Raw genomic sequence first — 26,521 nt, forward strand, 5'->3', positions numbered from 1 at the left:
AAATGAAAAGAATTTTAGTCATAGACAATTACGATAGTTTCACCTATAATCTAGTACATTATCTAGAGGATCTAGGCCAAGAGGTTACAGTTAACAGAAATGACCAACTCACCCTAGACCAGGTGGAGCAGTTCGATAAAATAGTACTATCCCCAGGCCCAGGAATCCCTGATGAAGCGGGTCTTTTAAAAGACATCATTAGAACCTACGCTCCAACTAAAAGTATTCTGGGGGTTTGTCTTGGACAGCAGGCCATTGGTGAGGTTTTTGGAGGGAAATTAATCAATATCCCAGAGGTATATCACGGGGTTGCGACAACCATTTCAATTGTTGCAGAAGATCCAATTTATAAAGACCTACCAAAACAAATAAAAGTAGGTCGCTACCATAGCTGGGTGGTGGATCCTAAGCTTCCAGAGGTATTAATACCAACTTCTTATGATGACAATGGACAGGTAATGTCATTAAGGCATGTGGAGTATGATGTATGTGGGGTGCAATATCATCCAGAATCAGTGCTCACGCCTCAGGGGAAACAAATCCTAGAGAATTGGCTGAAGGCTTCGTAATACGACTTACTAACCAACTGACAAAAAGTAGTTAAAGCAAATTAAACAATATCATAATACAGCAAAAGCCATGAAAGCACTATTAAATAGATTAATTAACCATGAAACCATATCCAAGGGAGAGGCTAAAAATGTGCTGGTAAACATTTCCAATGGTTCTTATAATCCCAGTCAGATAGCCGCCTTCTTAACGGTATATATGATGCGTAGCATTACCATTGAAGAACTAGAAGGTTTCCGAGATGCTTTATTAGAGCTATGTATCCCAGTAAATCTTGATGGATACAACACCATCGATCTATGCGGTACCGGTGGAGACGGAAAAGACACCTTTAATATCTCTACGCTCGCGTCTTTTGTCACCGCTGGGGCAGGAGTTCATGTAACCAAGCACGGAAACTACGGAGTTTCTTCAAAATGTGGATCCAGTAATGTGATGCAGCATTTAGGAATACAGTTCTCAAGTGATCCTGATTTTTTAAAGCGATCCATTGACAAGGCTGGTATCTGTTTTCTGCATGCTCCCCTATTCCACCCGGCGATGAAAAATGTAGCACCTATTAGAAAGGAACTAGCTGTAAAAACATTTTTCAACACCCTAGGTCCGATGGTAAACCCAGCTTTTCCAAAAAATCAAATGGTAGGAGTGTACAATTTAGAACTAGCACGTATGTATGCATACCTCTATCAAAACACCGATAAGAATTACGCCATCGTACATGCCCTGGATGGTTATGATGAAATATCGTTAACCTCGAGAGCGAAAGTGATCAGAAATCACACTGAACAAATGTTGTCAGCTGATGATTTTGGAGTCCAAAGACACACTCAGTCTGCTATATATGGTGGAGATAGCGTGGAATCTGCAGCCAAAATATTCACCCAAGTCCTAGAAGGCCAGGGAAGTGAAGCCCAAAACAATGTCGTCTGTGCCAATGCGGCCGTCGCAATAGCTACGGTGAAAGGGCTTACCCCCTTAGAAGGTTTCCAACTCGCCAAAGAATCTTTAATTGAAAAAAAGGCCTTAGCAGCATTTAAAAACATTAGAGACTTGAGCCTAAACTAAAAAGAATTAAAGTAAACCATTTTTGATGAATATATTAGAAAAAATATTTGCTGATAAGAAAAAGGAAGTTGCCTTAAAACAATCACTCATACCAATATCTCAGTTAGAGCAGAGTGTTTTATTTAAAAGGGAATCTCCTTCCCTTAGTTCCAAACTAAAAAATAGCAACACAGGCATCATTGCTGAGCACAAAAGACGTTCTCCTTCAAAGTCCATTATCAATCATGACCTAAATGTAGAGCAAGTAGCAACAGGTTATAAGGAGGCAGGAGTTTGTGGGATGTCTGTACTAACTGATGGAAAGTATTTCGGAGGATCATTGGATGATTTGCTCCTTGCAAGAGCTGCGGTAGATATTCCTTTACTTCGAAAAGAATTTATATTTGATCCCTATCAAATTATTGAAGCAAAAGCTTATGGAGCTGATGTGATCTTACTAATTGCAGCTATACTGGATAAACAGCAAATCAAATCGCTGAGTGAAACTGCTAAATCCATTGGACTAGAAGTATTATTGGAGGTTCACAACAATGAGGAACTTCAAAAATCGATCATGCCAAGCATTGATCTATTAGGGGTTAACAACAGGAATCTAAAGACATTTGATGTTAGTTTACAGACCAGCAAATCTTTAGCTGAGCTAATTCCAGATGATTTTGTAAAAGTATCAGAAAGTGGTATCAGCAGTACTGAAGCTATAAAGGAGTTACAGCCCTTCGGATTTAAAGGATTTTTAATTGGAGAGAACTTTATGAAAACAGATCATCCAGGAGCAAGTGCTAAATCATTTATATCCCAGCTACAATGAAGTTAAAGGTGTGTGGTATGAAATACCCAGATAACATTCTAAAAGTAGGAAGTCTACAACCAGATTACCTCGGGTTTATTTTTTATGAAAAATCTCCGAGAAATTTCACGGGTCCATTGCCCGAAGTTTCTGAATCTATAAAAAAGATAGGAGTTTTTGTCAACGCTACCACAGAAGAGGTCACTGATAAAGTAAGCCAATTTAATTTAAACGGAATTCAGTTGCATGGAAGTGAACCAGCAGAGTATATTAAGGAGTTAAAATTGAAATTACAGCAGAGTGTACAAAGTGGAGCTTTAAGTAATCTACCATTTATAATTAAAGTGTTCTCTGTTAAAGATCACTTTGATTTTTCAACCTTAAATACCTACGAACCTCTTGTTGATTACTTCTTATTTGATACCAAAGGCGTGTATGCCGGAGGTAATGGGTTTACCTTTAATTGGGAACTTTTAAAAGCTTACCCTTCGAAAAAACCTTTTTTCCTAAGTGGAGGCATTGGAATAGCCCAGCTTGAGGCTATAGAAAAAATAGATCCCAATTTACCTGTTCATGCCATCGATATCAACAGCCAATTTGAGCAAGAGGCAGGATTAAAAAATAGCACATTAGTCAAAGAGTTTAAATCTAAATTAGATGAGATTTATCCTCGATAAATGGAAGTCACTATTAAAAAAATAAAAAAATATGTATCACGTCAATAAGCAAGGATATTATGGAGAATTTGGGGGAGCTTATATCCCTGAGATGCTCTACCCCAATGTAGAAAAGCTTCGCCAGGAATACCTTAAGATAATGGGAGAGGAATCCTTTATAAAACAGTTCAACCAATTGCTCAAAGATTATGTGGGTAGACCCTCACCTTTGTATTTCGCTAAAGGACTTTCCAAAAAACACGGCACCAAAGTATATTTAAAAAGAGAAGACCTCAACCATACTGGAGCACATAAAATAAACAATACTATAGGGCAAATCCTTCTAGCCAAACGATTGGGTAAAACTCGTATCATCGCAGAAACTGGCGCAGGTCAACACGGCGTGGCAACGGCCACTGTATGCGCCTTAGCAGATATACAATGTGTGGTTTATATGGGTGAGATAGATATCCAGCGTCAAGCACCCAATGTAGCCCGAATGAAAATGCTCGGTGCTGAGGTACGTCCAGCACTTTCAGGAAGTAGAACCCTTAAAGATGCGACCAATGAAGCCATCCGTGATTGGATTAACAATCCAGTGGATACTCATTACATAATCGGATCTGCCATTGGCCCACACCCCTATCCTGATATGGTAACCAGATTTCAAAGTGTTATTTCTGAAGAAATAAAATGGCAGCTTCAAGAAAAAGAAGGTAGGGACTATCCTGACTATGTAGTTGCTTGTATTGGAGGGGGTAGTAATGCCGCTGGAACATATTATCATTTTCTCGATAATGAAAAGGTAAACATAATAGCCGTTGAAGCCGCAGGGAAAGGAATTCAGTCAGGAGAAAGTGCTGCAACCTCACAGCTTGGAAAAGAAGGAATCATTCACGGATGTAAAACTCTACTGATGCAAACCCAAGATGGACAGATTACAGAGCCGTATTCGATTTCTGCAGGGTTAGATTATCCAGGAGTTGGCCCTATGCATGCACATTTGTACCGCTCTAAAAGAGGAACTTTTTACTCAGCTACGGATGAGCAAGCAATGAAAGCTGGACTTGAGCTTTGTAAAACAGAAGGAATTATTCCAGCCATAGAAAGCTCGCATGCCCTAGCGATTTTTGAACATACCACATTTAAAGAAGACGACATTGTTGTGATCAGCTTATCGGGGCGAGGAGATAAAGATCTAGACACCTATATCCGTTATTTCGATCTTTAATTATATCCTAAAATTTTAAAAACGCATTACAATGAATAGAATCAATAGAAAACTAGAAGCATCAAATAAGCTCCTCTCAATATACTTTACCGCTGGGTATCCGGATCTTGAAAATACTGTGCCCATTATTGAGCAACTTGAAAAAAGTGGTGTGGATATGCTAGAGATAGGGCTCCCTTTTTCCGATCCTTTAGCAGATGGCCCTACCATTCAGGCAAGTTCTACCAAGGCCTTAAAAAACGGTATGTCTTCTGAAAAACTCTTCGAACAGTTAAAAAACATTCGAAAAACCGTTGAAATACCGCTAATTATCATGGGATATTTCAATCCCATACTACAATACGGGGTGGAGAAATTTTGTCAAAAATGTCAAGAAATTGGCATAGACGGTTTGATTATACCTGATTTGCCAGTTGATGTATACCACCAAGAATATCAAGAGGTATTTGAGAAATACAACCTGATTAACATTTTTCTGATAACCCCACAAACCTCCAAGGAGCGTATTGAACTGATAGACTCCGTATCAAAAGGATTTATATATATGGTCAGTTCGGCCAGTGTAACAGGAGCTAAAAACACGTTTGGTGATGCGCAGACCGATTACTTCAAAAAGGTAGAAGCCATGAATTTAAAGGCGCCACAAATTGTAGGTTTTGGAATCAGTAATAAAGAAACCTTTGAAAGTGCTACCGAGTACACAAAAGGAGCTATTATAGGGTCTGCCTTTATCAAAGTGGTAACCGAAAAAGGTATATCAGGAATTGATCCTTTTGTAAAAAGTATCCTTTCGTAAAACAAAATAGAAGTTAAGACAATAGAATCCGATGGTTAAGGCTGTCGGATTTTTTAATTATAGAAACCTAAGCCAATACCATAACAGGATCAACTACAACCTTATGGTAACTTTTTAATAATTTTTTGAGTTAAACAAACGTTTAATTTTGTGCTTATTTTTTAAAATTCTGTGCAATGGATTATAATCAGAAACAAGTGCAGATATTTGAAGTGGCAGAAAGGTTATTTGCCGAAAACGGTTATGACGGTACTTCGATTCGATCAATCGCAAAACAGGCCGATATCAACATCGCCATGATTTCTTATTATTTTGGCTTAAAAGAAAAACTACTAAAGCAATTATTAAACTTCAAAACTGCTGACTTCACTCAGGAATTAGAGGACATCCTGAGCACCTCACAGGATCACTTCGTGAAACTAGAACAGATCATTACCCTAATTATAAGAAGGGTTCACAAGAACAGAAGGGTGTATAAGATCATTCACTTTGAGTATTCCAAAACCAGACAGCAAATCGAATTTGATGCCTATCTGAATAACAAAAAGAAAAACTATACCATCATAGAATGCTTCATTAAAGATGGACAACAAGCCGGGGTGTTTTCAAAAAATGTTACCATTCAACTACTACTGCCAACGGTCTTGGGCACCTATTTTAATCTCCTGTACAACAAAAAATCCTATGAAGATATTTATCAATTAGATCCTAATATCAGTATTGATGATTTTGTTCATGGCACCTTAACAAAACATATAATTAGAACAATAAAAGCCAAACTGACCTATGAAGATTAAAAGCACCTTGGTTATGTTAACTACCATCCTTGGTATATACTCCATGTTTGGACAACAAAGACCATTGCGCTTAGAACAAGCCATATAACTTGCCCTGAGCAATAGCGAAAAATCAATGATCGCAGACACCAAAGTCAGCACTGCGGGCTATGAATTAAAATCGACCAAAAGCAATCGTTATCCCGATCTAGAACTAAGCGGACAATATTTAAAACTAGCCAAAGCCAAAACAGAGCTAAAAATAGATTTTGAAGTTCAGCAGCGTATCGCCACATACCACAACTATTTATATCCAAAGGGTTTAGTCCCAATGAATCGCTAAACAAAGCTTATCAACTCCTAGAAGGATCGATAAGTTTACAGAGTACGGTTTTATCCTATATGGACGTTTTCTTTTATCTAGGTGTACTGTTTTTAATATGTGTTCCCTTCGTGCTTTTGATCAAAAAAGGCAAAAATAAAGTAAACCCGTCAGCGGCACATTAAATAGAAATTGCTGTCTCGCCTTTGAAAAACGAAACAGCAATTCTAATATCAATTACAAAGCCTGATCATTAATGATGATGTTCAGCTTCCCCTTTGTTCATTTCAGCCATAAGGTAATAGGCGTTATTATAAGCAAATTTGGTGTTGGGCTCTACAGGGTTTAGAAATTCCAACTTGGTCCAGGATCCAGTTGTAATACCTGGGACAATCTCAACAGGTTTAAAGGACCAGGCCTCCCCTTCACGCTCAGCGGTAAAAACAACGAAGGTATCACCCTGTTTTGCTATAGCAGTCTCAGGCAAAGCTATTGCCATAGTGCTATCTATGATAATTCTTCCTTGAAGGTACATTCCAGGGATTAATCCTTGTGGCTTTTGATCTATTTCTGCATGCACATGGATGGCCTTTGGATCACTTTCAAAAGTTTTACCAACGGAAATAATTTTTGCCTCTAGTTCCTCTCCGGGAGAAGATTCCACAGTAAACCGCACCTGTTGCCCCTGCATCACTTTAGATGCATCTTTCTCGTAGACCAATAAATCCGCATGCACATGATCCACATTTACAATCTCGAACATAGGATTTTGAGCCTCTACAAATTGAGCGGTCTTTACATTAACCTTGTGAACTGCTCCGCTAATTGGAGAAACCACAGGAATACGCTGTGCTATTTCTCCTTGTTGAATACTTTGTGGAGTTAAGTGAAGCAAGCGGAGTTGTGATTCCAACCCCAACATGGTGCTTTGCGAATGATTCAGTGCCGATTCAGCCCTTTGAAAGGTTTCACCGGATCCGACCCCGGCCTGATACAACTTTTTCTGACGTGCAAATTCCTTTTTCTGTAGGTTATACTGGTGATAGGCATTCAAATAATCCGTTTGTTTTTGAATCAAGTTTGGATGTGAGATATAGGCCAAAATTTGCCCAGCTTTTATTTCTTCTCCCTCTATGACAAGGATCTTAGATACATTGGCCCCAAAGACGGAGGTAACTACCGCCTCATTTTGAGGCGGAACCTCTAAACGACCATTGGCTGTTATAAAACCCTGAAGGTTTCTTTTTTGCAAACTATCAATTTCCATACCCAGAGCGTTAAATTGCTGAGCACTTAACATGGCTTCTTGGAGCGTTTCAGATGGAGTTTGCCCTTGAGAGTTTTGGTCAGTGGCTTTAGCGTTATCACCGCAACTTACCAGTATCAAGACGGTGAAAAGCACCATTACTTGTTGTGTCTTTATATATAATTTATTCATTTTTAGATGTTTTATCATTAGCAAAAAATTCAAGAGTTGCTCGAGCCTCAAGATAATTTTCAAGAGCATGCAGAGCCTCGAGTTCCAGTTCGACTACCTTGTCCAGCATTTGTATGAACTGCACGTATTGAATAGCGCCTTCATTAAAGGCAATAATGGCAGCTTTTTGTTGTTCTTGCGCTAAAGGCAGCGCCTGATTTTCATAAAACCTCCAAGACTCCTCCCACTTCAGATACTCTTGAAGTGCAGCGCGATAATTCGATTGCAATGCAGCAGTTTGATAGGCTGCTGATTGTGCCACAATTTCAGTTTCGATTCGTGCCGCCTTCGCCTGGCCGTAGGATTTACCAGAGAGCAAGGGTATGGAAAGTCCAGCTTGAAAACTATAAAAACCACCATTGTCATTAACCTCCTGCTTTCCGCCACCAATACTTAACTTAGGCAGAAACTCAGACCGAATACTTTTATATTGGGCTTGTGCTACTTGGACTTCTTGCATGTACAATTCTTTAGCGGGATGTTTCAGGGAGTCTCCACTAATAGACCTTAGTGGAGAAAAACCTGTATCCATAGTGGCACTAACCTGATAAACCACACCGCTTCCCATCCACAGGTTCAAGCGTTCTAAAGCGATGTTATAATTTCCTTGGCTCTGTTGTCGTTTCAATTGTATTTGGGAAGCCTGATTTTTGGCAGACAACCATTGCAATCGCGAAATTGCCTCGACTTCATATCGTAAAGAAACTGCACGCTCAAACTCGTTGTACACCGAATCAAGCCGTTTATAAGCTAACAATTGTTGTTTAGCCACGTAGGCCGCGGCCCATGCCATTTTAACCTCTTTCGCAACCTCAAGGCTAGATAACTCATAAGCCTTTTCTGCCAAAGAAATTTGTTCGTTTCGCAGTTGAAGTTTTGATGCAATTCCAAAAACATCAATGTCCTGTTGCTGCAAACCTATAATGGTATAAACCCCTGTGCCGTCATTGATTTCTTCACCCCCGGTAAAGACATTGGTTGTCCCTAGATCCCAAGCGGTTTTCTTTAAGGCTTCTTTTTGTTTAATCTCTAATTTTTTATTCTTGAGCAGTGGGAAGTTTTTAAGGGCCAATTCAACGGCTTGCCTTTGATCGATTGCCATGTTTTGATTCCAAGTCTCACTGGAAGAAAGATTTCCCGGCTCTTGGGCTGCAACTGAAACGCTTAAACACAAGCCCGCCACTAAAAAGGCCGCTTTAGGCTTTGCTCTTAATTTTACTTTCATCGAGCGCTCTTCTGTCCATTTATAAAGTATGGGTAGCACAAATAGTGTTAAGAAGGTAGATGTAATCATCCCTCCAATAACTACTGTAGCCAAAGGACGCTGCACCTCTGCCCCTGAGGAAACTGAAACTGCCATTGGTAAAAAGCCCAACACATCTGTAAGGGCAGTTAATAAAATCGGACGAATTCGTCTTCGTGCCCCCAATCGGATCCGTTGGTTGAGATCGGTTACCCCCTCACTTTTCAATTCATTTAAACCGCTAATTAACACCAGTCCATTTAACACAGCCACTCCAAAGAGTACTATAAATCCTACCCCAGCAGAGATACTAAATGGCATCCCTCTTATCCAAAGGGATAACACACCCCCTATGGCCGCCAATGGAATAGCCACATAGATCATACTGGTTTGTTTAAACGAATTCAGTGCGAAATAAATCATCACAAAAATAAGCAACAGCGCAATGGGAACTACAATTTCCAGTTTAGCAATGGCGCGTTCAAAGTTTTCAAAGGCACCACCGTACCGAATATAATATCCCGCCGGCAATTCAAATTGAGCATCCAACTTTTCTTTGATATCATCCACTACAGATTTCACATCACGGTTTCTAATATTGATCCCCACATAAGTCCTTCGATTGGTGTTATCACGACTAATCTGCATTGGACCTGTTTTATAAGTAATATCTGCCACTTCGCTCAAGGGAATTTGAGCACCGGAATCCAAGGGGACATAAAGATTTTTAAGGTGATCAATATTCGAACGATAGGTATCGGCCAAACGCACCACCAAATCAATGCGCCTTTCTCCTTCAAAAATCACACCCGCATGGCCGCCCGCAAAAGCAGAGCTCACCAGTGTATTAAGATCTCTTATGTTTAGACCGTATTGGGCTATTTTATTTCTTTTGTAATTTACCGTAATCTGCGGGAGTCCCGTAGTGGCTTCAACCTTTAGATCTGAAACACCATCAATGGTTGAAATCAACTTTCCCATTTCCTCTGCCTTGGTTGCCAAAACATCCAAATCCTCCCCGTAGAGCTTTACAGCAATGTCCTCACGTACGCCTGAAATTAATTCATTGAAACGCATTTCAATGGGTTGTGAGAATTCATAACTCACCCCCGGCATAACGCTAAGGGTTTCTTTTATCTTTTCAATGAGCTCTACTTTAGTCTCTGCGGAGGTCCACTCACTCTTCTCTTTTAAAATAATAAAGCTATCCCCCATATCCATAGGCATGGGGTCCGTTGGAATATCCGATACCCCAAAGCGGCTAATTACCTGAATGATTTCCGGATACGTATCCAGCAGGAGTTTTTCAATCTTAGTAGAGGTGGCAATACCCTGATCAAGAGAACTTCCCGGTTTCAGTATAATATGAAAGGCAATATCACCCTCATCCAATTGGGGTATAAATTCACCTCCCATTTTGGTGAACATAAATACGCAAATAACAAACAAAGCCACACTTAGGCCTACCACAATCTTAGCTGATTTTAATACCGAAGTCAACAGCTTTTCATATTTGCTTTCTAACCAATTTACTGCCCGATCTCCCCAACTCTTCTTTGTGGAAGTATTGGCTTTTAGGAATAATGACGAAACTGCAGGAACATAGGTTAAACACAAAATCATGGCCCCGAGCATTGCAAAAATAAAAGTAAGTGCCATCGGTCTGAACATCTTACCTTCCACACCCTCCAAGGTGAGAATCGGAAGAAAGACTATCAAAATAATCATCTGTCCGAAAAAGGCAGCATTCATCATTTTCTTAGAAGAAGCACCTGCGATATCATCTTTCTCAGCCGGTGTTAATTGTTTGCCTTTAACCACCCGCTTATGGATGACAAAGACAATACTTTCCACAATGATTACCGCACCATCGATTATGATTCCAAAATCAATAGCTCCTAAACTCATTAAGTTTGCCCAAACACCAAACAGGTGCATCATCACAAAGGCAAAGAGCAATGCAAGCGGAATTGTGGAGGCAACAATAACACCGCCACGCCAGTTTCCAAGAAAAATAACCAATACAAAAATGATTATTAATCCTCCTAGAGCCAGATTCTCCGTAAGGGTTCCTGTAGTATCTGAGATTAACTCGCTACGATCTAAAAAAGGAACAATAGAAATCCCTTCCGGTAAGGATTCTTGAATGAGATCCATACGTTGTTTTACGGCCTCTATAACCTGTTTAGAGTTTGCGCCTTTAAGCATCATAATCATGCCTCCTACCGCTTCTCCTGTACCATTCTTGGTAACAGCTCCATAGCGGACTGCTTCGCCTACTCCTACCCTAGCCACGTCGCCAATGGTGAGTGGCATGCCATTGGTGTTTTTCACAACAATACTTTGAATATCTTCAATGCTCCGTGCAAGTCCTTCACCCCGGATAAAGTTGGCTTGGTGGTTTCGAACAATATAAGCACCACCAGTATTTTGGTTATTATCCTCAAGTGCAGTAAATATATCAGTAATGGTGATACCCATGGCGTGTAATTCATTGGGATCCACGGCAACTTCAAATTGCTTGATACTTCCTCCAGCCCCATTGACTTCCACTACACCAGGCACCATGGCCATCTGTCGTTTTACAATCCAGTCTTGGATACTGCGAAGTGAAGTAGGCGTATACTGGTCTTTAAAGGCAGGATCCACCTCCAAAGTATATTGATAAATTTCCCCAAGACCTGTAGAAATCGGCCCTATGAAAGGAGCTCCGAAACCGCTGGGAATATCCTGTTCCACCTCTAAGAGTTTTTCAGACACCAACTGCCTGGGCAAATAAGTATCCATATCATCCTCAAAGACGATGGTCACCACAGAGAGTCCAAATCTGGAAACAGAACGAATCTCCGTTACTCCAGGAAGGTTGCTCATCGCAATTTCAATGGGATAACTGACAAACTGCTCAATATCAACGGTACTTAGGTTGGAAGCTTGAGTTATAACTTGTACTTGGTTATTGGTAATATCAGGTTGTGCATCTACTGGAACTTTGGTAATTGACCATATTCCAACACCAATTAGCACTAATGTACACAGACCCACGATCAATTTATTATTGATCGAAAAATCAATGATCTTATCTAACATGTAAAATTAAATTTAATTCAGTGATAAAAATTTTAAAATGATAACTTAGGACATAGCTGTCCTATAACTGAATTAAACTCTGGGAGGTTGATGTAAGGGTCGAAGAACTTCCTGTTCCTTAGAATCCATAAATACAAATTTACCTTGCGGGATGTATGGATCTATGATATGATAATTTCCATATTCAAAACCAATATAGTGAATACTACAACAATGACAATCACAAAATGGAGAACAAAGGTCACCTATTCCATCGCCAGCACATTGGCAGTTACTTGCTCTACTGCTATTCCAGTGAGAACCTCAGGATCCTCACAGGGCATTACGCTGAGCACTAAGACAACTAGAGCTAATATGGTTGCTGAAAATTTCACATAGCAAATATAGAGATTTAGTCTTGCAATAAGATTGCAAAAAAAAGAAATAATTCTACCATTGAATGCACATTGAAAAACAAGGAGATATAAATAGAGTGTCTTAATTCAGTATTTCCAAGGGAATCCAAAATATGGGGGTGGGTCGTTTTACAACGGCTTGTTAAGGCTGCGAATGAATTAGGGTGCGCATTGTAATTGACCTGGTTATACATCATACTCCCAATAAACACCAACTGGTTCAAAGAGACTCAAAAAAAGAACAACTAATTTTAAAACATTCCACACTGTCCTATTGAGTTTCATACCTTTTAGAGGTGACCAAATCTCGATTACCGATAAGACTGAACTTGGTGGAGCAAAACTATATTTCCCGTATTAATTTCAAATCTGATAAAGCAATAGAAAAAACCTAAATGCTGTTGTTTCCAAATATACAGATCAATACTAAAACAGAGCTTCAATGGCTGTTAATAATCCTAGAGCTACTTAGCAATTACCTGTCAACTAAAGTCCACTTATCAGTACTACTACTTTAAATATGCCAAGACATTTTCTTCAATACGTTTTTGAATATTCGACACATCTGCCTTAATGAAAGTATCACCTGTGATGTTTTCGTATAATTCTATATAACGCTCAGAAACTGATTGGATATATGCATCATCCATTTCTGGAATTTCTTGCCCAGGTTTCCCTTGAAAGCCTTTAGATATTAACCACTGGCGAACAAACTCTTTGGAGAGTTGCTTTTGAGCTTCTCCTTTAGATTGACGCTCCTTGTAACCATCAGCATAAAAATAACGTGAAGAATCAGGAGTGTGAATCTCATCAATTAATACGATCTCACCGTCTTTGGTTTTACCAAATTCGTATTTTGTATCCACTAAAATAAGTCCACGTTTTGCAGCGATTTCTGTCCCTCTTTTAAACAAGGCTCTGGTATAATTTTCCAGCACTAAGTAATCCGCCTCGCTTACAATCCCTTTGGACAAAATAGCTTCTCTTGATATATCCTCATCATGATCCCCTTGATCAGCCTTAGTTGAGGGAGTTATAATAGGTTCTGGGAACTTATCATTCTCTTTCATTCCCTCTGGCATTGGGACACCACACAAACTTCTTTTACCAGCCTTATACTCTCTAGCGGCATGACCAGATAAATAACCACGGATTACCATTTCAACTTTAAAGGGTTGACAAAGATACCCAACAGCAACATTAGGATCAGGAGTAGCAACCAGCCAATTCGGAACAATATCTTTTGTGTCCTCCATCATTTTGGTAGCGATTTGGTTTAAAATCTGGCCCTTGAAAGGAATCCCTTTTGGCATCACCACATCAAAAGCAGACAAACGATCAGTTGCAATCATAACCAACTGTTCATTATCTATATTATACACCTCGCGTACCTTTCCTTTATAAACATTTTCTTGACCTGGAAATGTAAAATCTGTATTGGTAATGGTTTGACTCATAAGAAGCATTTTATTTGAGTACAAATATAAGTGATATTTTTTTTTGAAACCTTTAAAACACACCCATAAACCTGCTTGTTTTAAAAAGAATTTAACTTCAATTCCAGAGCCAATAACTTTAGAGAATTTAAAACTATACGTACCTTTACTGTGGAAGGACAGCTGGTGGTCTCCTTAGAAACCGATCATAAAGGCTAACGCCTTTGATTAAACACCTTTTATAAACTGTAAAAAAGCGCAACTCATGAAAGCAAATCCTTTAAAAACATACACAGAACAAGAAATAGAAGATCGCATCTCCAAGTTAGAATACTGGGATTATCAAGAAGGTTTTTTAGTCACTTCACTAGATTTCAAAAATTTCGCTGATGCCTTTGCAATGATGACCAGAATTGCTTTTGAAGCGGAACGATTAAACCATCACCCAGATTGGAGTAATACGTATAACAACCTCAGTATTCAGCTTTACACCCATGATTCGAACGGAATCACCGATAAAGATTTTGAACTTGCCGAGCAAATCGAAAAAATAATACAAGGATAACAACTTTAATTCTCTAGATTTTCAATTTCTAAAGTCTTTGGTTATTTTTGTGGAATAAAACAGTAATTAATTCACCTTATGGGAAGAGCTTTTGAATTTAGAAAGGCGAGAAAAATGAAGCGTTGGTCAGCTATGGCCAAAACCTTTACACGATTGGGAAAAGACATTGTAATGGCCGTAAAAGAAGGCGGACCTGATCCCGATGCTAATGCTAGATTGCGTGCCGTTATTCAAAATGCCAAGACTGCTAATATGCCCAAAGACAATATTGAAAGGGCTATTAAGCGAGCTTCCGATAAAAACACCGAAGACTACAAAGAGGTACTATTTGAAGGATACGCACCTCATGGTATTGCCATATTAATAGAGACAGCCACCGACAACAACAATCGAACAGTAGCGAACATTCGTAGTTATTTTAATAAATGTAATGGAAGTTTAGGTACAAGTGGCTCCGTAGAATTCATGTTTGATCATACCTGTAACTTCAGAATTCCAGCAGAAGGAATAGACCCTGAAGAACTGGAATTGGAGTTTATCGATTTTGGAGCAGAAGAAGTATTTAAAGATGAGGATGGCATTCATATATACGCTCCATTTGAAAGCTTTGGTGCCATTCAAAAAGAACTAGAAGAACGAAGAGTAGAAATCCTATCTTCTGGTTTTGAGAGAATCCCACAGGTTACTAAGAAATTAGAAGCTGACCATGTAGCTGATGTGGAGAAGCTCTTAGAAAAAATAGAAGAAGACGATGATGTACAAAATGTGTATCACACCATGGAAGAACAAGAAGATTAATTCACTTGCGAAACCACGGCAATTACTTAAAATAAAAGGGGGACTGCAAAAAGCGGTTCCCTTATTTTTTTCCTGTTAAACTGAATTACGGTACTCAATTTAAAAAATAGGTAAACGAATTAATCTGAGACATAGAAGAATTCCCATGTGAATCAATTGTCCTAATTTTCCAATAGAAGGTTTTTCCAACATCTTTTTTCTCCAACATCCCTTCGTATATAGTGTCAGATAGTATTGCAATAGGGGCTGTAGGTAGGCTTTCAGCACCAAAATACACCTCATACTCCAAAATATCACCATCAATATCATAGCCTTTCCATCTCAATCTCGTGTCATCTTGACTATACACTTTAATTGATTTATCTTCTGGATAAACCAATTCGGCTGGATTAGGAGCATACAAAACTTCTCCCAAACCAGCATTATAGAATTGCCACCGTTCACTTATTGAAGTCTCATTAGTGCCTTCAGCAGTAGAAATAACATACCATTCATACGGTGTCCCTCTTAATATAGAAATGATCATTGAATTTTCGGTGGTTTCCTCTAATGTGGTACGATTTGTTCTTAAATTTCGAATTCCTAACTTATAACTATTGGTATTCTCTGAGGAACTCCATTGAAATTTTACTTTGCTGTACTGATCATTTTCTATCTCACCTTCTATACACTCTGTGTTATCTAGTGGATAAATTAATTGAGCTGGGGAAGGTGCAGAGACGGGTACTTCAATTTCTTTTTCAGGAAGGGTTTCTGGCACAGAATCTGGTATATCAGAATCAGAACTACACGCTACAATATAAGTAGCTGCAACAAAAATTATAATGGTAGAAAATAGCCTCATCTTTTTATAATTTTATATGTTCTTTCACTCACCTTCATATCTAAATTTAAAAAATACATTCCTGGCGATAATCCCTCTATATCTAATTGTATAACACTACTATTTTGAATCTTGCGCTGCGAAAGAATAAACTTACCATTGACATCATAAAGACTTAGGACCACAGGATCACCATTTGTAGATCCTATATCGATATTCAATTCACCATCTGTCACCGGATTAGGATAAACTAAGATTTCATCAGAGGACAAAAAGGTCTTTTCATAAACACCCTGGCAAGCACTCTTGGTTTCAACACTAAGGGTATTTTCAAATTCATTTAAAGTGAGATCAAGCTCTTCTAATGAGGTTATAAATGTCTCACCATTTAAAGTTACTGTGTACTGATCTGCCCCTTTCATGCTGAGAGTTACTTTATTTGACGTACCATTCACCTTAGCTTCAACGAAAAGCGGTTGCACTTCATTTAGTTTAATTTCATAACATTGCTCAATTTCACCTAAACCATCTGCTTTTACACAAATTGAATAGAGCCCAGCAGATAAATCGTTAAAAATTACACTATTAGTAAAGGATTTAACACCAATTTCAGAACCATTATTCATTAGAACTGCCGTATAATTATGACTATCTTTGGCACTTACCTCTATAGTACCATTAACGCTTGAAGGGCATGACTCCGAACTACTTATAACACTAAATGAGTCCACATTAAATACAATTGAATTACAACCAAATTCATTTACAGAATTACCCTTTGGTGTCTTGGGACACCTATCAATAAAATCGCTTACTCCATCCCCATCCTGATCACCATAAGAGGTTTCTCCAATATACTTAGTTACAAAATCCTCATATTTATTCACAACGGCCCTTTGCCATTGGTATTCACTTATGATAAAACTTCCAATCGAAGCAAGGACGACCAAATCGTTTCCTTCAAAAAATGCGTTTGGATCATGTAAATCTCCGAGAAATATGTATTCCTTTTCAAACTCCCCATATTGAGAAAAGACTCTCAAGATATTATCAAATGTTGTATGGACAATTACTTTATTATTTTTCTGCATAAATGGTGCATAGTTTGCCATGTTATAATCATACGCTATGGGGTACTCACTAATCAATTCAAAATCATTGGAATACACTCGAATGGAAGTACTATTACTAGTAAAAACCCAATCGTTATCCAACATGATTATTCTGAAAGGATTCTTATCTACAGACACTCTCGTCCTTACATTATCAATTGTAAGTTTATTTAAATGTGGAAAAGCCTGGTTATATAAGAGTGATCTAAAAATCAGCGAATTTTCGGAATCAATTACGAAGCCACTAGGTGTATGAAGGTCCCCGTTCCAGATTCTAGTCCAAAGAACCTCATTTCCATTTTTAGTTAAGGTGATTTCAGAGGAATTACTATTATAATAATATTCATAAGAATCTGAGCCACTAGTAAAAGAAACACTATTGTTTGACTTTTCATCCCATATGTCATTATCAACATCTGTTTGCTTTTCTATCAACTCCAAATCATTAGAATAGGTCAAGATGTGGGATAAAGAGGGTGATCGAGATCCACCTAAGTTGAAATTATCAGGTCCTGTTTTCTCAGAAACTGCTACTACATAATTTCCATTGTTCTGACGTTGTATTGATTTGGTATGACCGGCTTTTGAAGTACCTTCACCAGAAAATTGAAATTCATTGATTTCCGCCCCATTACTAATTTTTTTAAAACTCCAGTCATTTTCTGAATAGTATTTAGAACCTTCATAACCAATAGACAGATTCGTTCCTCCTAAAAAACTATCCTCGTCAATGAAAAGTATGCAACTGGGAACAAATTCACTAACTTTAATTGGCTTTAATTGAGTTTCTGACACTAGGCTTAAATCATAATTATACTTTAATAGCTTGTTAGTCACGGTATATACACCAATAAATGATGACCCAACGTATGACATCATTCCTATTTCTCCAGGAACGGACATCGTCTGAATAAGCTCACCTTGGTCATTAAATTTCTCGAGTACCAATTCCAAGTCTTCAGAAGATCTGACTGTTTTTTGATTACTAATGACACAGATATCATCATTTTCATCAAAAAAATGTCCAATTGTATAATTTTCCTTATTTAGGTCAGGTTCCTTAATATAATTCACACTTCCATCCTGGTCCAAATTTAAAAGCAATAATTGATCATGTGAAGTACCAAATGCCGTAAATTGCAAACCAGTTTTCTCACGGTATTCCAACGATGCATCTGTAAAAGGTGTAAATTCCAAATTTTCAAGTACCGTCGGAGGAAGTTCAATTTCGGCAGAAAAAGATTCAATATCATTGAACTTATAATACATAATTCTATGATTTCCATCTGTAAGCGAGGCAATCATATAATAAAATCCCTTGTGATATTCAATTACAAATTTATTATCAACACTTACTTCAGGGAATAAATCTACAGCATTGTACGACTTCGTAATTTGACCTTCACTTGAAACTTCTATAAAATAAACAACCCCCTCTTTCTCAGCATAGTAATGCCAATTGGCATATGCAAATTGCAAATTGTCATTTTCGTCAAGTGTAGCATGAAATAGAAATGGGTTAATAGGTGCAGGAAGAGAATAGTCGAAAAGGGGTATTTCCCAAAGTTTCTTCCCTTGTGGACTCACTTTTATAATAAAATAGAGTTCGTTCACTTTATCCATAGCGCTTCTACATACCAAAATCAGATTATCCTGAGAATCTATATGTGCACTTGTTACCCTATCATAAGAAAAATTGGTATTGAAACTATACGTTCGACTCCATAGTTCACTAAAATCAGAGTTTAATTTTATGATCTGTATATCATTAAAAGTGAAATCGTTCTCTGTAGTTCCAATCAAGTAGATATTTTTTTGGCTATCTTTAAAGGTATGACTCAACTCATCTCTATTGGTATGAATTTTACTCCCGAAAGTAACCTGTTTGGTAGGGAATATAGTGTCTTGAGCATAATTACTAATAGAGAACAAAATACAGATGAAAATCCATATAGACTTATATGAATAGCCTTTTAAAACCCTTTTAAAAAAAGCCAAGAACCCCTTAACACATAAGGGATATGACAAATTAAAAGTCGTAGCAGGCAGGTAGTTTAGCAAAGGTTCAGGCACTTAGATCTATTTCCTATAACACCAAATATAATAAAAAAAATCCTATATAAGATTAGCTCGATCAAAAATTTCATTCTCAACAAGTTGACGTATTTATCTTATTATACGTAGTTAAATCCTTAGTAAGAACTAATATAGGTTCTTTAAAAAACAATACAGTCTCCCACTGGGATTTGCTTCACTAGCAAACATCTACCGAAACTAGGATTGTTTTTAACTTCTCGTAAAACTCGGCTCCTTAGCGTTAAAACAGGGTTATACTTACATTTTTTCGTAAAGATTTCTAAGCTTTACACGAGTTATGGTATCTTTCCAATTCTTACCAACGGCATTTTCCCATAAAGGATCCATTCCCATGGAGACATTAATCATGGTTTCAAATTCTTCCTCAGAAAGATTTGCACACAGACCCTTAGGCAGTTCAATCTCGTGACGCTCTTGCATCTTTTTGAACTTCGCAACTCCTTCTGGGTAAAATTCCTCCAAGTGATTAAAAACAATACAATTCCCTAAACCATGTTTTGTTCCAAGAAGATAAGATAGCCCGTAACTCATCGCATGGGCTACACCGACTTGAGAATAAGCAATACTCATTCCTCCGTGCCAAGAGGCCATCATTAGTTTATCCTGAGTTTCTTCCTTGGAAAGTTTTCCGTTGTAAAATACTTCGTCACAAAGATCTTCCGCCTTTTCACCATAACTCTGACTAAAGGCATTTAAATAAGTTCCGTTTAAAGACTCCACACAGTGGATATAGCAATCCATACCAGTGTAAAACCACTGATCTCTCGGGACACCATTTGTAAGTTCAGGGTCTAATACAACCTGATCAAATGGTGTGAAGTCTGAATTTATACCCAATTTCTTCTCCGGTCCTGTAAGCACAGTTGTTCTTGAAACTTCCGCTCCAGTTCCACTGATTGTTGGGATTCCCACGTGATAAATGGCCTCTCGTGTAACCAAGTCCCAACCTTGATATTCTTCTGCCTTTCCATTGCTGGTAAGCATAATAGCCACAGCCTTGGCTAAATCCATCACAGTTCCACCACCGATACCAACAATCCCGGAAGGACTCTGGGTCGTATATTCTCTGATCTTAGAAACCAAGACATCAACTTGTTCTGTTTTCGGTTCTTCATCAGTTGGAATAAAAATAATTTTATCACCGAATAACAGTGGGATTTTAGAAATTAACTCTTGGTTAGACTCAAACACATCATCTACCAAAAAGATAAAAGGCGCCTCTGAGTTTTTACGTCTAGGCATTAATATCTCTTGCAGTTGACTAAAACACCCTCTTCCAAAAATCACTCTGGGTACCATCGGAAAATTCTTAAACTTCATCTATGCTTTTTGAATTAACTTTAAACAATCAATTTACTTTTTTTAACAAAGGCAATATCTCCTTAATTCCCTCTGCACTACAATAGGAACCACCTGCCTGTTGGTTACTCACTTCTTCGTGAACCCATGTCGTATGAAAGGGTATGTGAATAGCCTGCGCTCCAATATTTATAAGTGGTAAGACATCAGATTTTAGTGAGTTGCCTACCATTAAAAACTCATCCACCTCTATCTCAAGATGTTCGAGTAAATTTTTATAATTCTCTTCCTTTTTATCGCTCAATACTTCAATATGATGAAAATACTTAGACAGCCCCGATTTCTCCATTTTACGTTCCTGATCTAACAAATCCCCCTTTGTCAGGAGAATAAGGCGATAGTCATCTACTAAACTACTCAAAACCAACTCGACATCATCTATTAACTCCACTGGTTTAGCAAGCATCTCTTTACCAAGATTCAAAATCTTTGAAATGGTTGCATTAGAAACCTTACCATTTGACAAATCAATTGCACTTTCTATCATTGACAACACAAAACCTTTAATTCCATAACCATAGAACTCTAAATTTTTTATTTCCATCATAAAGAGCTCCTGATCAATCTTATTCTCTGTCTCGTAGCCCGATAGCAATTTTGCAAATTCATGCTCAGTCTCCCTAAAATAGGTCTCATTTACCCAAAGCGTATCGTCTGCATCAAAACCGATAACTTTAATTTTATCCTGTTTTATTTCCATACCTTCTTTGCACGTTCTAGATCCTCAGGGGTATCTATCTCTATTCCTTCGCTGTCGGTTTCAACCATTTTAATTTTCTTTCCATACTCTAAATAGCGTATGGCCTCGATTTTCTCCGTAGCTTCCAACATACGCATTGGAAGATGGTAAAAATCAACAATAGCATCCTTCCTAAATGCATACACTCCCTTGTGCTTATAATAAGACACATTGGTTTGTTTATCTCTAGGATACGGAATAGGAGAACGTGAAAAATACATGGCAAAATTGCGCTCATCAGTTATGACTTTTACCGTATTAGGATTATTAATCTCATCCCAATCGTCAATTTTAGTCATAAGCGATGCAAGATCAACTTCTTTAAGCGTATCTTCTTTAAATACTTGAATCACCTTTTCCAGACTTTCTCGGTCTGTAAAAGGCTCATCTCCTTGTACATTGACAACAATATCGACATCCATATGTTCTACAGCCTCAGCAATACGATCACTTCCACAGTCATGCTCACTGATGCTACGGATAGCTTTCCCTCCATTTTTGACGATCTCATCATAGATAATCTCACTGTCGGTGACTACAAACACATCATCAAACAAACCAGTTCTCACAGCTGCTTTGTAGGTACGGAGTATAACCGTTTCCCCAGAGAGATCTTGCATCAACTTTCCTGGGAACCTAGATGCCGCATAACGAGCTGGTATCATTGAAATTATTTTCATAAAAATGTACACTTTTAGGAATAAACAAAAATACAGATAATATTGAGAATTTACTCAGTCTTAGGTCTTAGTTTTCTATAAAACCAAAATAAGACGCTTAAAATTATGATTACCAAAATTATAGCCACTAAAGGCATAAAAATAGAGGCCAACGACATCACCACTGCCCCACCAGTCTCAACGGTTGAAACCACTGGGTTACCAAGCCCTGCAGTACTAACAGAAGACGTTAATCGGGTACCTGCAGAGGCACTCTTCACCACACTAGCGGTTCCACCACCAGCAATGATGGCCAAGGCCCATGTTATCATTGGTGAGAGATCAGCCATTGTCGAGACCATTACAGCAGTCCCTGCAATAGCCGCTAAAGGGATTGCAATACTATCCAAGGCATTATCGACAAAAGGAATGTAATAGGCGAATATCTCCAAAAACATAGCCACCCCTAAGGCCAATAAAGCTGGAACAGTTCCAATCCACTGCCAGTTTTCACTAAGGGGTAAAACATCGAAATAAGCTGCCAAACTCATAGCAAACAAAGGTAAAAAGACCCTAAATCCAACCGAGGCAGCCAAGCCAATCCCCAGAAAGATACTTATAATAGCTTCTGATGTCATTGCATATATTTGATTCTAAAGATATGTATTTCCTTAATTTCCAACAAAAAAATCATCCTTAAAGCCAATGAGGTACAATTTTTCTTTCGCTCTAGTTACCGCCGTGTAGAGCCATCTTAAATAGTCCTTGTCTATGCCATTAGGCAAGTAAGGCTGCTCTACAAACACTGTATCCCACTGCCCACCCTGACTTTTATGACAGGTCACCGCATAGGAGAATTTTACTTGAAGGGCATTGAAATATTTGTTTTTCTTCACCTTTAAAAACTTCTTATACTTGGAGGTTTCATCCTGATAATCCAGTAAGACCTCCTGATACAAGCGATTGGAATCCTCATAAGGCAATGAAGGACTGTTGATATCCAACGTGTCTAGCATCAGTACCGTCTCAAAGGGCTTCATATCTGGATAATCAACCATTTGCACCTTTACCTCTGCGAACCGAAAGCCGTATAACTGTTTAAATGAAAAAATCTCAAGAACCTCAACGATATCTCCATTGGCAATAAAACCAGCATCTGAGGAAGTTTCCAACCAGAAGTAGTTGTTTTTCACAACCATCAAATAATCTCCTGGGGCTAATTCATTTTCCAAAAATAGAATTCGACCCCTGATTTGTTGATTGTATAAATTGGCTCGTTTGTTGGATCTCACTATAATAGCGGTTTCTTCCTTTCCGACCTGTGAATACGCCTGATTTATCGCATCCTGAATTTCGTAGCCATCAACAAGACGAACAATATCTTTAAAATCCCTAATATCAAAACGAAACTCATCAGTAAATTCACTAGCTAGTTGCTCTCTTAAAGAAGTAGCGTTAAATAAAATTCCAGAATCTAATTGTTGCCGAACAACCTCGTTTAGCTCCAAAGTTTTCACCTCCATATTATAGTTCAGTGAAAGCGTATTTTCATTAAGAGCCGGACTCAGTGTTAAATTCACTGGAGGCAATTGCGCCGTATCCCCAATTAAGATGAGTTTACAATTATGTCCAGAATACACATACATTAAAAGGTCATCTAAAAGAGAACCATTATCAAATATCTTTGAATCAGAGGCCGTATCTGAAATCATGGATGCCTCATCCACTATAAAAATGGTGTTTTTACGTTTATTTGGAGCCAAGACAAACTTTATCCCTCCAGCCTTATCCCGCTTAGGGAAATAGATGTGCCGATGAATCGTATGAGCTTCACGCCTAGAATAATTACTGATCACCTTTGCTGCCCTACCAGTAGGTGCTAGTAACACAGCTTTGCGTTTAGTTTGCCATAATTGATTCACTAGCGTTCCTATAATGGTTGTTTTACCTGTTCCAGCAAAACCTTTTAACATAAATACCTCATCCTTGTTATTGGAAAATATAAAATCAGCTAATTGTCCCAAAACGGCCTCCTGAATAGCAGTTGGATGGTGAGGGAATTTTTCTAATAATACTTTGAGAAATAAATTTGGATCCATGGATATTTTACTTGAACAGCAAAATTACTGATGTTTTTTTTGCTCTTGGCTTTCATGAATAAAAAAAAATTGTAGATTTGCCTAAAACCTCTTTAATACAAATATTGAAAATGAAGACAGTAATTACAATTGCTCTTTGGCTTATAAGCATCTTTTTCGCGTATCAGATTTATAATTCAGTAATGGAGCCTATTGAGTTTGACAGAGTTAAAAAAGAAAGATATACCAAGGTGATTGATAAATTAAAAGACATCCGAGATGCTCAGGTAGCACACAGAAGGGTAACTGGAAAGTTTGCTAAAGATTTCCCAAGCTTAATTCAATTTATCGATACTGCTCAATTCACTATTACACAACAAAGAGACTCCTCTTTCATGGAATATGATAAAGTTTATCGTATTGACATGGAGAGAGAGGTAAGAATTATAGACACCTTAGGTTTTGTTTCAGTTAAAGATTCTTTATTTGGAGACGATTCATATAAAAACTTAGCAACTGTTCCATACGGTCAAAACAACGAGAAATTCGAAATGGAAGCCTCGACTATTGATGCCAATGGATTTAACGCACCTGTATTTGAAGTGAAAGTTGATAAGGCTATAGTACTATATGATCAACCAAAAGATCTTCTTTTTAATGAAAAAGCAGCTATTTCTGTAGAAGAGGTAAACGGCCCTGAAATAGTAGTAGGTAGTCTTACAAAAGTAAGCACAAATGCTAACTGGCCACCTTATTATGACACTGAGAAAGAATAATACATTAAATAAAACACATAAAGAACTGTCCATTCAACTTGGTTTGAGTGGACTTTCTTTTTGTATCCTAGACTCATCTACCAAAGAAATCCACTCACTTGACAATATCGAGCTGGAAAACACAACGGTCCCAGAGGACCTTATACCACATCTAGAAAACTGGTTTAATAAGCCAGAGAATCAAAACATGGCCTTTGACAAGGTTGTAGCTATTCATGAAAATGAGCTCTCAGCAGTGGTTCCAAAACCCTTATTTAACGAAAGCAATCTTTCTGATTACTTGAAATACGATGTCAAAATTCTTGAAAACGATTACTTGAGTTATGACGCCATTGGTCAGCACGAGATTTACAATGTCTATGTCCCCTTTACTAATGTAAACAATTACCTCTTTGAAAAATTTGGTGATTTTGAATACAAACACGCCTCTAGCATCCTAATTGAAACCTTAGTTAATCAGGCCAAAAAAGGTGACAAACCTACCCTATACGCCCATATTAGTAAAACACATTTTGAGATCATCGTCACCGATCAAAAGCAACTACGGCTCTACAATACCTTCACCTACCATCAAAAAGAGGATTTTATTTACTATCTCTTATTCACCATTGAGCAATTGAACTTAAATCCGGAAAAAGTAGCCGTTCACCTTTTAGGTCAAATCGACGAGCAAAGTGAGCTTTACCAGATCGCCTATCAATACATTTTAGATGTAAAAATCGGAAATAGCCTACCTGCGGTCCAAGTTTTCAACAAGCACCTCAACACCGAGGACCGTTTAAAATCCATGATCATACTAAATAGTTTTTAATGCGCATTATTTCTGGGAAATACAAAGGAAAACGACTCATTGCACCTGCAAAATTACCTGTTCGACCAACGACTGATTTTGCTAAGGAAGCTTTGTTTAACATTCTAAACAACCAATTCTATTTTGAGCAGTTACACATTATTGATCTCTTTGCAGGAACTGGAAACATCAGTTTTGAATTCGCAAGTAGAGGTGTAAAACAAGTAACCTCTGTGGATGCTCACTACGGCTGTATAAAGTACATCTCTAAAATTAAAGAAGAGTTATCCTTCCCTATCACACCGGTTAAAAGTGATGCATTTACCTACTTAGAAAAGACCCTAGCCAAGGCCGATATTATTTTTGCAGATCCGCCATACGATTTTACCAAAGAATCCTTTGCTAAAATCCCAAAGCTTGTTAAAGAAAGAGATTTGCTGTTAGAACAAGGTAGCCTTATTATCGAACATTCCAAGCACACTGATCTAAGCGATCTTGAAGGCTTTGTTCAGCAACGAAAATACGGTGGGAGTACTTTTAGCTTTTTTGAATTTTAAAAATAAGCAGGTCATAAGCCGGATTCTGTCCCCAAAAAAGAGTCCTTATCATTTATCTCGGTCTTGCATTGCTACAAGACTCTAGCCGCCTACCCTCTAACATCGGGCGCGTAACCCTCAAACATTAGTTTACATGACGTTGCACCGCATAGAGTTTACCTGATTTCACTACAGCATTACCTGTACTTGCTTTCTGTTGCACTTGTCCTAACCTTTCGGCCGACGGCTGTTAGCCGCTATGCTACGCTATGGTGTCCGGACTTTCCTCCATATTAATATGGCGATAAGGTGACCTGCTCGCGCAAAAGTAATGTTTTAACTCCTTTT

The 26,521-nt window shown here is 38.1% G+C and carries 25 protein-coding genes and 1 other RNA gene; 13 read left to right on the forward strand and 13 right to left on the reverse strand.

Annotated elements, in window-relative coordinates:
• Nucleotides 1-2: 2 nt before the first annotated feature.
• The 8 genes from I215_RS09765 to I215_RS16390 all read left to right on the forward strand — a co-directional run bounded on the left by I215_RS09765 (nucleotide 3) and on the right by I215_RS16390 (nucleotide 6,224).
• Nucleotides 3-569 carry an anthranilate synthase component II gene (locus I215_RS09765; protein ID WP_008991796.1) on the forward strand — a complete coding sequence of 189 codons (567 nt, stop codon included), beginning with the start codon at nucleotides 3-5 and terminating at the stop codon, nucleotides 567-569.
• A gap of 70 nt (nucleotides 570-639) precedes the next feature.
• A complete protein-coding gene (gene trpD / locus I215_RS09770; RefSeq protein ID WP_008991797.1) occupies nucleotides 640-1,635 on the forward strand; it encodes an anthranilate phosphoribosyltransferase in 996 nt (331 codons plus the stop codon).
• 25 nt (nucleotides 1,636-1,660) lie between these two features.
• Nucleotides 1,661-2,443 (forward strand): indole-3-glycerol phosphate synthase TrpC, encoded by a 783-nt coding sequence (gene trpC, locus I215_RS09775; protein WP_008991798.1) that lies wholly within the window; start codon nucleotides 1,661-1,663, stop codon nucleotides 2,441-2,443.
• Nucleotides 2,440-3,099, forward strand: coding sequence for a phosphoribosylanthranilate isomerase (locus I215_RS09780; protein WP_008991799.1), 660 nt, complete (start codon nucleotides 2,440-2,442; stop codon nucleotides 3,097-3,099). The genes trpC and I215_RS09780 overlap by 4 nt, the downstream gene beginning before the upstream one ends.
• A gap of 31 nt (nucleotides 3,100-3,130) precedes the next feature.
• On the forward strand, nucleotides 3,131-4,309 hold the full coding sequence (trpB, locus tag I215_RS09785; RefSeq protein ID WP_008991800.1) for a tryptophan synthase subunit beta: 1,179 nt from the start codon (nucleotides 3,131-3,133) through the stop codon (nucleotides 4,307-4,309).
• Nucleotides 4,310-4,340: 31 nt separating this feature from the next.
• A complete protein-coding gene (gene trpA, locus I215_RS09790) occupies nucleotides 4,341-5,105 on the forward strand; it encodes a tryptophan synthase subunit alpha (protein WP_008991801.1) in 765 nt (254 codons plus the stop codon).
• Between the two features lie 176 nt (nucleotides 5,106-5,281).
• Entirely contained in the window at nucleotides 5,282-5,902 is a 621-nt protein-coding gene (locus I215_RS09795; protein WP_008991802.1) for a TetR family transcriptional regulator, read from the forward strand.
• Nucleotides 5,903-6,017: 115 nt separating this feature from the next.
• Nucleotides 6,018-6,224: a hypothetical protein gene (locus I215_RS16390; protein WP_008991803.1), complete on the forward strand. Its 207-nt coding sequence runs from the start codon at nucleotides 6,018-6,020 to the stop codon at nucleotides 6,222-6,224.
• Between the two features lie 232 nt (nucleotides 6,225-6,456).
• On the opposite strand, the gene I215_RS09805 is transcribed toward I215_RS16390, so the two are convergent.
• The 5 genes from I215_RS09805 to I215_RS09820 all read right to left on the reverse strand — a co-directional run bounded on the left by I215_RS09805 (nucleotide 6,457) and on the right by I215_RS09820 (nucleotide 13,862).
• Nucleotides 6,457-7,641 carry an efflux RND transporter periplasmic adaptor subunit gene (locus tag I215_RS09805; protein WP_040460220.1) on the reverse strand — a complete coding sequence of 395 codons (1,185 nt, stop codon included), beginning with the start codon at nucleotides 7,639-7,641 and terminating at the stop codon, nucleotides 6,457-6,459.
• The gene (locus I215_RS09810; RefSeq protein WP_008991805.1) at nucleotides 7,634-12,010 is read right to left on the reverse strand and encodes a CusA/CzcA family heavy metal efflux RND transporter; all 4,377 of its coding nucleotides are present in this window, start codon (nucleotides 12,008-12,010) and stop codon (nucleotides 7,634-7,636) included. The genes I215_RS09805 and I215_RS09810 overlap by 8 nt, the downstream gene beginning before the upstream one ends.
• A gap of 72 nt (nucleotides 12,011-12,082) precedes the next feature.
• Nucleotides 12,083-12,259 carry a DUF6660 family protein gene (locus I215_RS16655; RefSeq protein WP_394330796.1) on the reverse strand — a complete coding sequence of 59 codons (177 nt, stop codon included), beginning with the start codon at nucleotides 12,257-12,259 and terminating at the stop codon, nucleotides 12,083-12,085.
• Nucleotides 12,256-12,384 carry a hypothetical protein gene (locus I215_RS16580; protein WP_262486284.1) on the reverse strand — a complete coding sequence of 43 codons (129 nt, stop codon included), beginning with the start codon at nucleotides 12,382-12,384 and terminating at the stop codon, nucleotides 12,256-12,258. The genes I215_RS16655 and I215_RS16580 overlap by 4 nt, the downstream gene beginning before the upstream one ends.
• Before the next feature lie 530 nt (nucleotides 12,385-12,914).
• Nucleotides 12,915-13,862 (reverse strand): phosphoribosylaminoimidazolesuccinocarboxamide synthase, encoded by a 948-nt coding sequence (locus I215_RS09820; RefSeq protein WP_008991806.1) that lies wholly within the window; start codon nucleotides 13,860-13,862, stop codon nucleotides 12,915-12,917.
• A 244-nt stretch (nucleotides 13,863-14,106) separates the two neighbouring features.
• Between I215_RS09820 and I215_RS09825 the strand changes: the two genes are divergently transcribed.
• On the forward strand, nucleotides 14,107-14,406 hold the full coding sequence (locus tag I215_RS09825) for a 4a-hydroxytetrahydrobiopterin dehydratase (protein ID WP_008991807.1): 300 nt from the start codon (nucleotides 14,107-14,109) through the stop codon (nucleotides 14,404-14,406).
• A gap of 78 nt (nucleotides 14,407-14,484) precedes the next feature.
• Entirely contained in the window at nucleotides 14,485-15,204 is a 720-nt protein-coding gene (locus I215_RS09830) for a YebC/PmpR family DNA-binding transcriptional regulator (protein WP_008991808.1), read from the forward strand.
• Between the two features lie 94 nt (nucleotides 15,205-15,298).
• On the opposite strand, the gene I215_RS09835 is transcribed toward I215_RS09830, so the two are convergent.
• The 7 genes from I215_RS09835 to I215_RS09865 all read right to left on the reverse strand — a co-directional run bounded on the left by I215_RS09835 (nucleotide 15,299) and on the right by I215_RS09865 (nucleotide 24,092).
• The gene (locus tag I215_RS09835; protein ID WP_008991809.1) at nucleotides 15,299-16,048 is read right to left on the reverse strand and encodes a hypothetical protein; all 750 of its coding nucleotides are present in this window, start codon (nucleotides 16,046-16,048) and stop codon (nucleotides 15,299-15,301) included.
• Complete coding sequence (locus tag I215_RS09840; protein ID WP_008991810.1) at nucleotides 16,045-19,071, reverse strand: T9SS type A sorting domain-containing protein; 3,027 nt, start codon at nucleotides 19,069-19,071, stop codon at nucleotides 16,045-16,047. Before I215_RS09840 ends, I215_RS09835 begins: the two co-directional genes overlap by 4 nt.
• 402 nt (nucleotides 19,072-19,473) lie before the next feature.
• Nucleotides 19,474-20,556 carry an iron-containing alcohol dehydrogenase family protein gene (locus I215_RS09845; protein ID WP_008991811.1) on the reverse strand — a complete coding sequence of 361 codons (1,083 nt, stop codon included), beginning with the start codon at nucleotides 20,554-20,556 and terminating at the stop codon, nucleotides 19,474-19,476.
• A gap of 28 nt (nucleotides 20,557-20,584) precedes the next feature.
• Nucleotides 20,585-21,295: an HAD family hydrolase gene (locus I215_RS09850; protein ID WP_008991812.1), complete on the reverse strand. Its 711-nt coding sequence runs from the start codon at nucleotides 21,293-21,295 to the stop codon at nucleotides 20,585-20,587.
• Nucleotides 21,286-22,014: a 3-deoxy-manno-octulosonate cytidylyltransferase gene (gene kdsB, locus I215_RS09855; RefSeq protein WP_008991813.1), complete on the reverse strand. Its 729-nt coding sequence runs from the start codon at nucleotides 22,012-22,014 to the stop codon at nucleotides 21,286-21,288. The genes I215_RS09850 and kdsB overlap by 10 nt, the downstream gene beginning before the upstream one ends.
• A 50-nt stretch (nucleotides 22,015-22,064) precedes the next feature.
• The gene (locus I215_RS09860; RefSeq protein WP_008991814.1) at nucleotides 22,065-22,631 is read right to left on the reverse strand and encodes a DUF4126 domain-containing protein; all 567 of its coding nucleotides are present in this window, start codon (nucleotides 22,629-22,631) and stop codon (nucleotides 22,065-22,067) included.
• A 33-nt stretch (nucleotides 22,632-22,664) separates the two neighbouring features.
• The gene (locus I215_RS09865; protein WP_008991815.1) at nucleotides 22,665-24,092 is read right to left on the reverse strand and encodes an ATP-dependent DNA helicase; all 1,428 of its coding nucleotides are present in this window, start codon (nucleotides 24,090-24,092) and stop codon (nucleotides 22,665-22,667) included.
• Nucleotides 24,093-24,202: 110 nt separating this feature from the next.
• Between I215_RS09865 and I215_RS09870 the strand changes: the two genes are divergently transcribed.
• Genes I215_RS09870 through I215_RS09880 form a run of 3 tightly spaced genes read left to right on the forward strand, consistent with a single transcriptional unit; the run spans nucleotide 24,203 to nucleotide 26,194 of the window.
• Complete coding sequence (locus I215_RS09870; RefSeq protein ID WP_008991816.1) at nucleotides 24,203-24,847, forward strand: hypothetical protein; 645 nt, start codon at nucleotides 24,203-24,205, stop codon at nucleotides 24,845-24,847.
• Complete coding sequence (locus I215_RS09875; RefSeq protein WP_008991817.1) at nucleotides 24,828-25,658, forward strand: DUF3822 family protein; 831 nt, start codon at nucleotides 24,828-24,830, stop codon at nucleotides 25,656-25,658. The genes I215_RS09870 and I215_RS09875 overlap by 20 nt, the downstream gene beginning before the upstream one ends.
• Nucleotides 25,658-26,194 (forward strand): RsmD family RNA methyltransferase, encoded by a 537-nt coding sequence (locus tag I215_RS09880; RefSeq protein ID WP_008991818.1) that lies wholly within the window; start codon nucleotides 25,658-25,660, stop codon nucleotides 26,192-26,194. The genes I215_RS09875 and I215_RS09880 overlap by 1 nt, the downstream gene beginning before the upstream one ends.
• On the opposite strand, the gene rnpB is transcribed toward I215_RS09880, so the two are convergent.
• An RNA gene (gene rnpB / locus I215_RS15725) (RNase P RNA component class A) lies at nucleotides 26,194-26,494 on the reverse strand. The genes I215_RS09880 and rnpB overlap by 1 nt on opposite strands.
• Between the last annotated feature and the right edge of the window lie 27 nt (nucleotides 26,495-26,521).

The sequence above is a fragment of the Galbibacter marinus genome (assembly GCF_000300875.1).
GTDB lineage: Bacteria > Bacteroidota > Bacteroidia > Flavobacteriales > Flavobacteriaceae > Galbibacter > Galbibacter marinus.

What these genes read in the sequence shown, in the direction of transcription:
- I215_RS09870 (WP_008991816.1), top strand. Translation starts at nt 24,203, where the DNA reads ATGAAGACAGTAATTACAATTGCTCTTTGGCTTATAAGCATCTTTTTC.
- I215_RS09835 (WP_008991809.1), bottom strand. Translation starts at nt 16,048, where the DNA reads ATGAGGCTATTTTCTACCATTATAATTTTTGTTGCAGCTACTTATATT.
- trpB (WP_008991800.1), top strand. Translation starts at nt 3,131, where the DNA reads ATGTATCACGTCAATAAGCAAGGATATTATGGAGAATTTGGGGGAGCT.
- kdsB (WP_008991813.1), bottom strand. Translation starts at nt 22,014, where the DNA reads ATGAAAATAATTTCAATGATACCAGCTCGTTATGCGGCATCTAGGTTC.
- trpA (WP_008991801.1), top strand. Translation starts at nt 4,341, where the DNA reads ATGAATAGAATCAATAGAAAACTAGAAGCATCAAATAAGCTCCTCTCA.
- I215_RS16390 (WP_008991803.1), top strand. Translation starts at nt 6,018, where the DNA reads ATGATCGCAGACACCAAAGTCAGCACTGCGGGCTATGAATTAAAATCG.
- I215_RS09875 (WP_008991817.1), top strand. Translation starts at nt 24,828, where the DNA reads ATGACACTGAGAAAGAATAATACATTAAATAAAACACATAAAGAACTG.
- I215_RS09830 (WP_008991808.1), top strand. Translation starts at nt 14,485, where the DNA reads ATGGGAAGAGCTTTTGAATTTAGAAAGGCGAGAAAAATGAAGCGTTGG.
- I215_RS09780 (WP_008991799.1), top strand. Translation starts at nt 2,440, where the DNA reads ATGAAGTTAAAGGTGTGTGGTATGAAATACCCAGATAACATTCTAAAA.
- I215_RS09795 (WP_008991802.1), top strand. Translation starts at nt 5,282, where the DNA reads ATGGATTATAATCAGAAACAAGTGCAGATATTTGAAGTGGCAGAAAGG.
- I215_RS09805 (WP_040460220.1), bottom strand. Translation starts at nt 7,641, where the DNA reads ATGAATAAATTATATATAAAGACACAACAAGTAATGGTGCTTTTCACC.
- I215_RS09860 (WP_008991814.1), bottom strand. Translation starts at nt 22,631, where the DNA reads ATGACATCAGAAGCTATTATAAGTATCTTTCTGGGGATTGGCTTGGCT.
- I215_RS09850 (WP_008991812.1), bottom strand. Translation starts at nt 21,295, where the DNA reads ATGGAAATAAAACAGGATAAAATTAAAGTTATCGGTTTTGATGCAGAC.
- I215_RS09765 (WP_008991796.1), top strand. Translation starts at nt 3, where the DNA reads ATGAAAAGAATTTTAGTCATAGACAATTACGATAGTTTCACCTATAAT.
- I215_RS09810 (WP_008991805.1), bottom strand. Translation starts at nt 12,010, where the DNA reads ATGTTAGATAAGATCATTGATTTTTCGATCAATAATAAATTGATCGTG.
- I215_RS09865 (WP_008991815.1), bottom strand. Translation starts at nt 24,092, where the DNA reads ATGGATCCAAATTTATTTCTCAAAGTATTATTAGAAAAATTCCCTCAC.
- trpD (WP_008991797.1), top strand. Translation starts at nt 640, where the DNA reads ATGAAAGCACTATTAAATAGATTAATTAACCATGAAACCATATCCAAG.
- I215_RS09825 (WP_008991807.1), top strand. Translation starts at nt 14,107, where the DNA reads ATGAAAGCAAATCCTTTAAAAACATACACAGAACAAGAAATAGAAGAT.
- trpC (WP_008991798.1), top strand. Translation starts at nt 1,661, where the DNA reads ATGAATATATTAGAAAAAATATTTGCTGATAAGAAAAAGGAAGTTGCC.
- I215_RS09880 (WP_008991818.1), top strand. Translation starts at nt 25,658, where the DNA reads ATGCGCATTATTTCTGGGAAATACAAAGGAAAACGACTCATTGCACCT.
- I215_RS09845 (WP_008991811.1), bottom strand. Translation starts at nt 20,556, where the DNA reads ATGAAGTTTAAGAATTTTCCGATGGTACCCAGAGTGATTTTTGGAAGA.
- I215_RS09820 (WP_008991806.1), bottom strand. Translation starts at nt 13,862, where the DNA reads ATGAGTCAAACCATTACCAATACAGATTTTACATTTCCAGGTCAAGAA.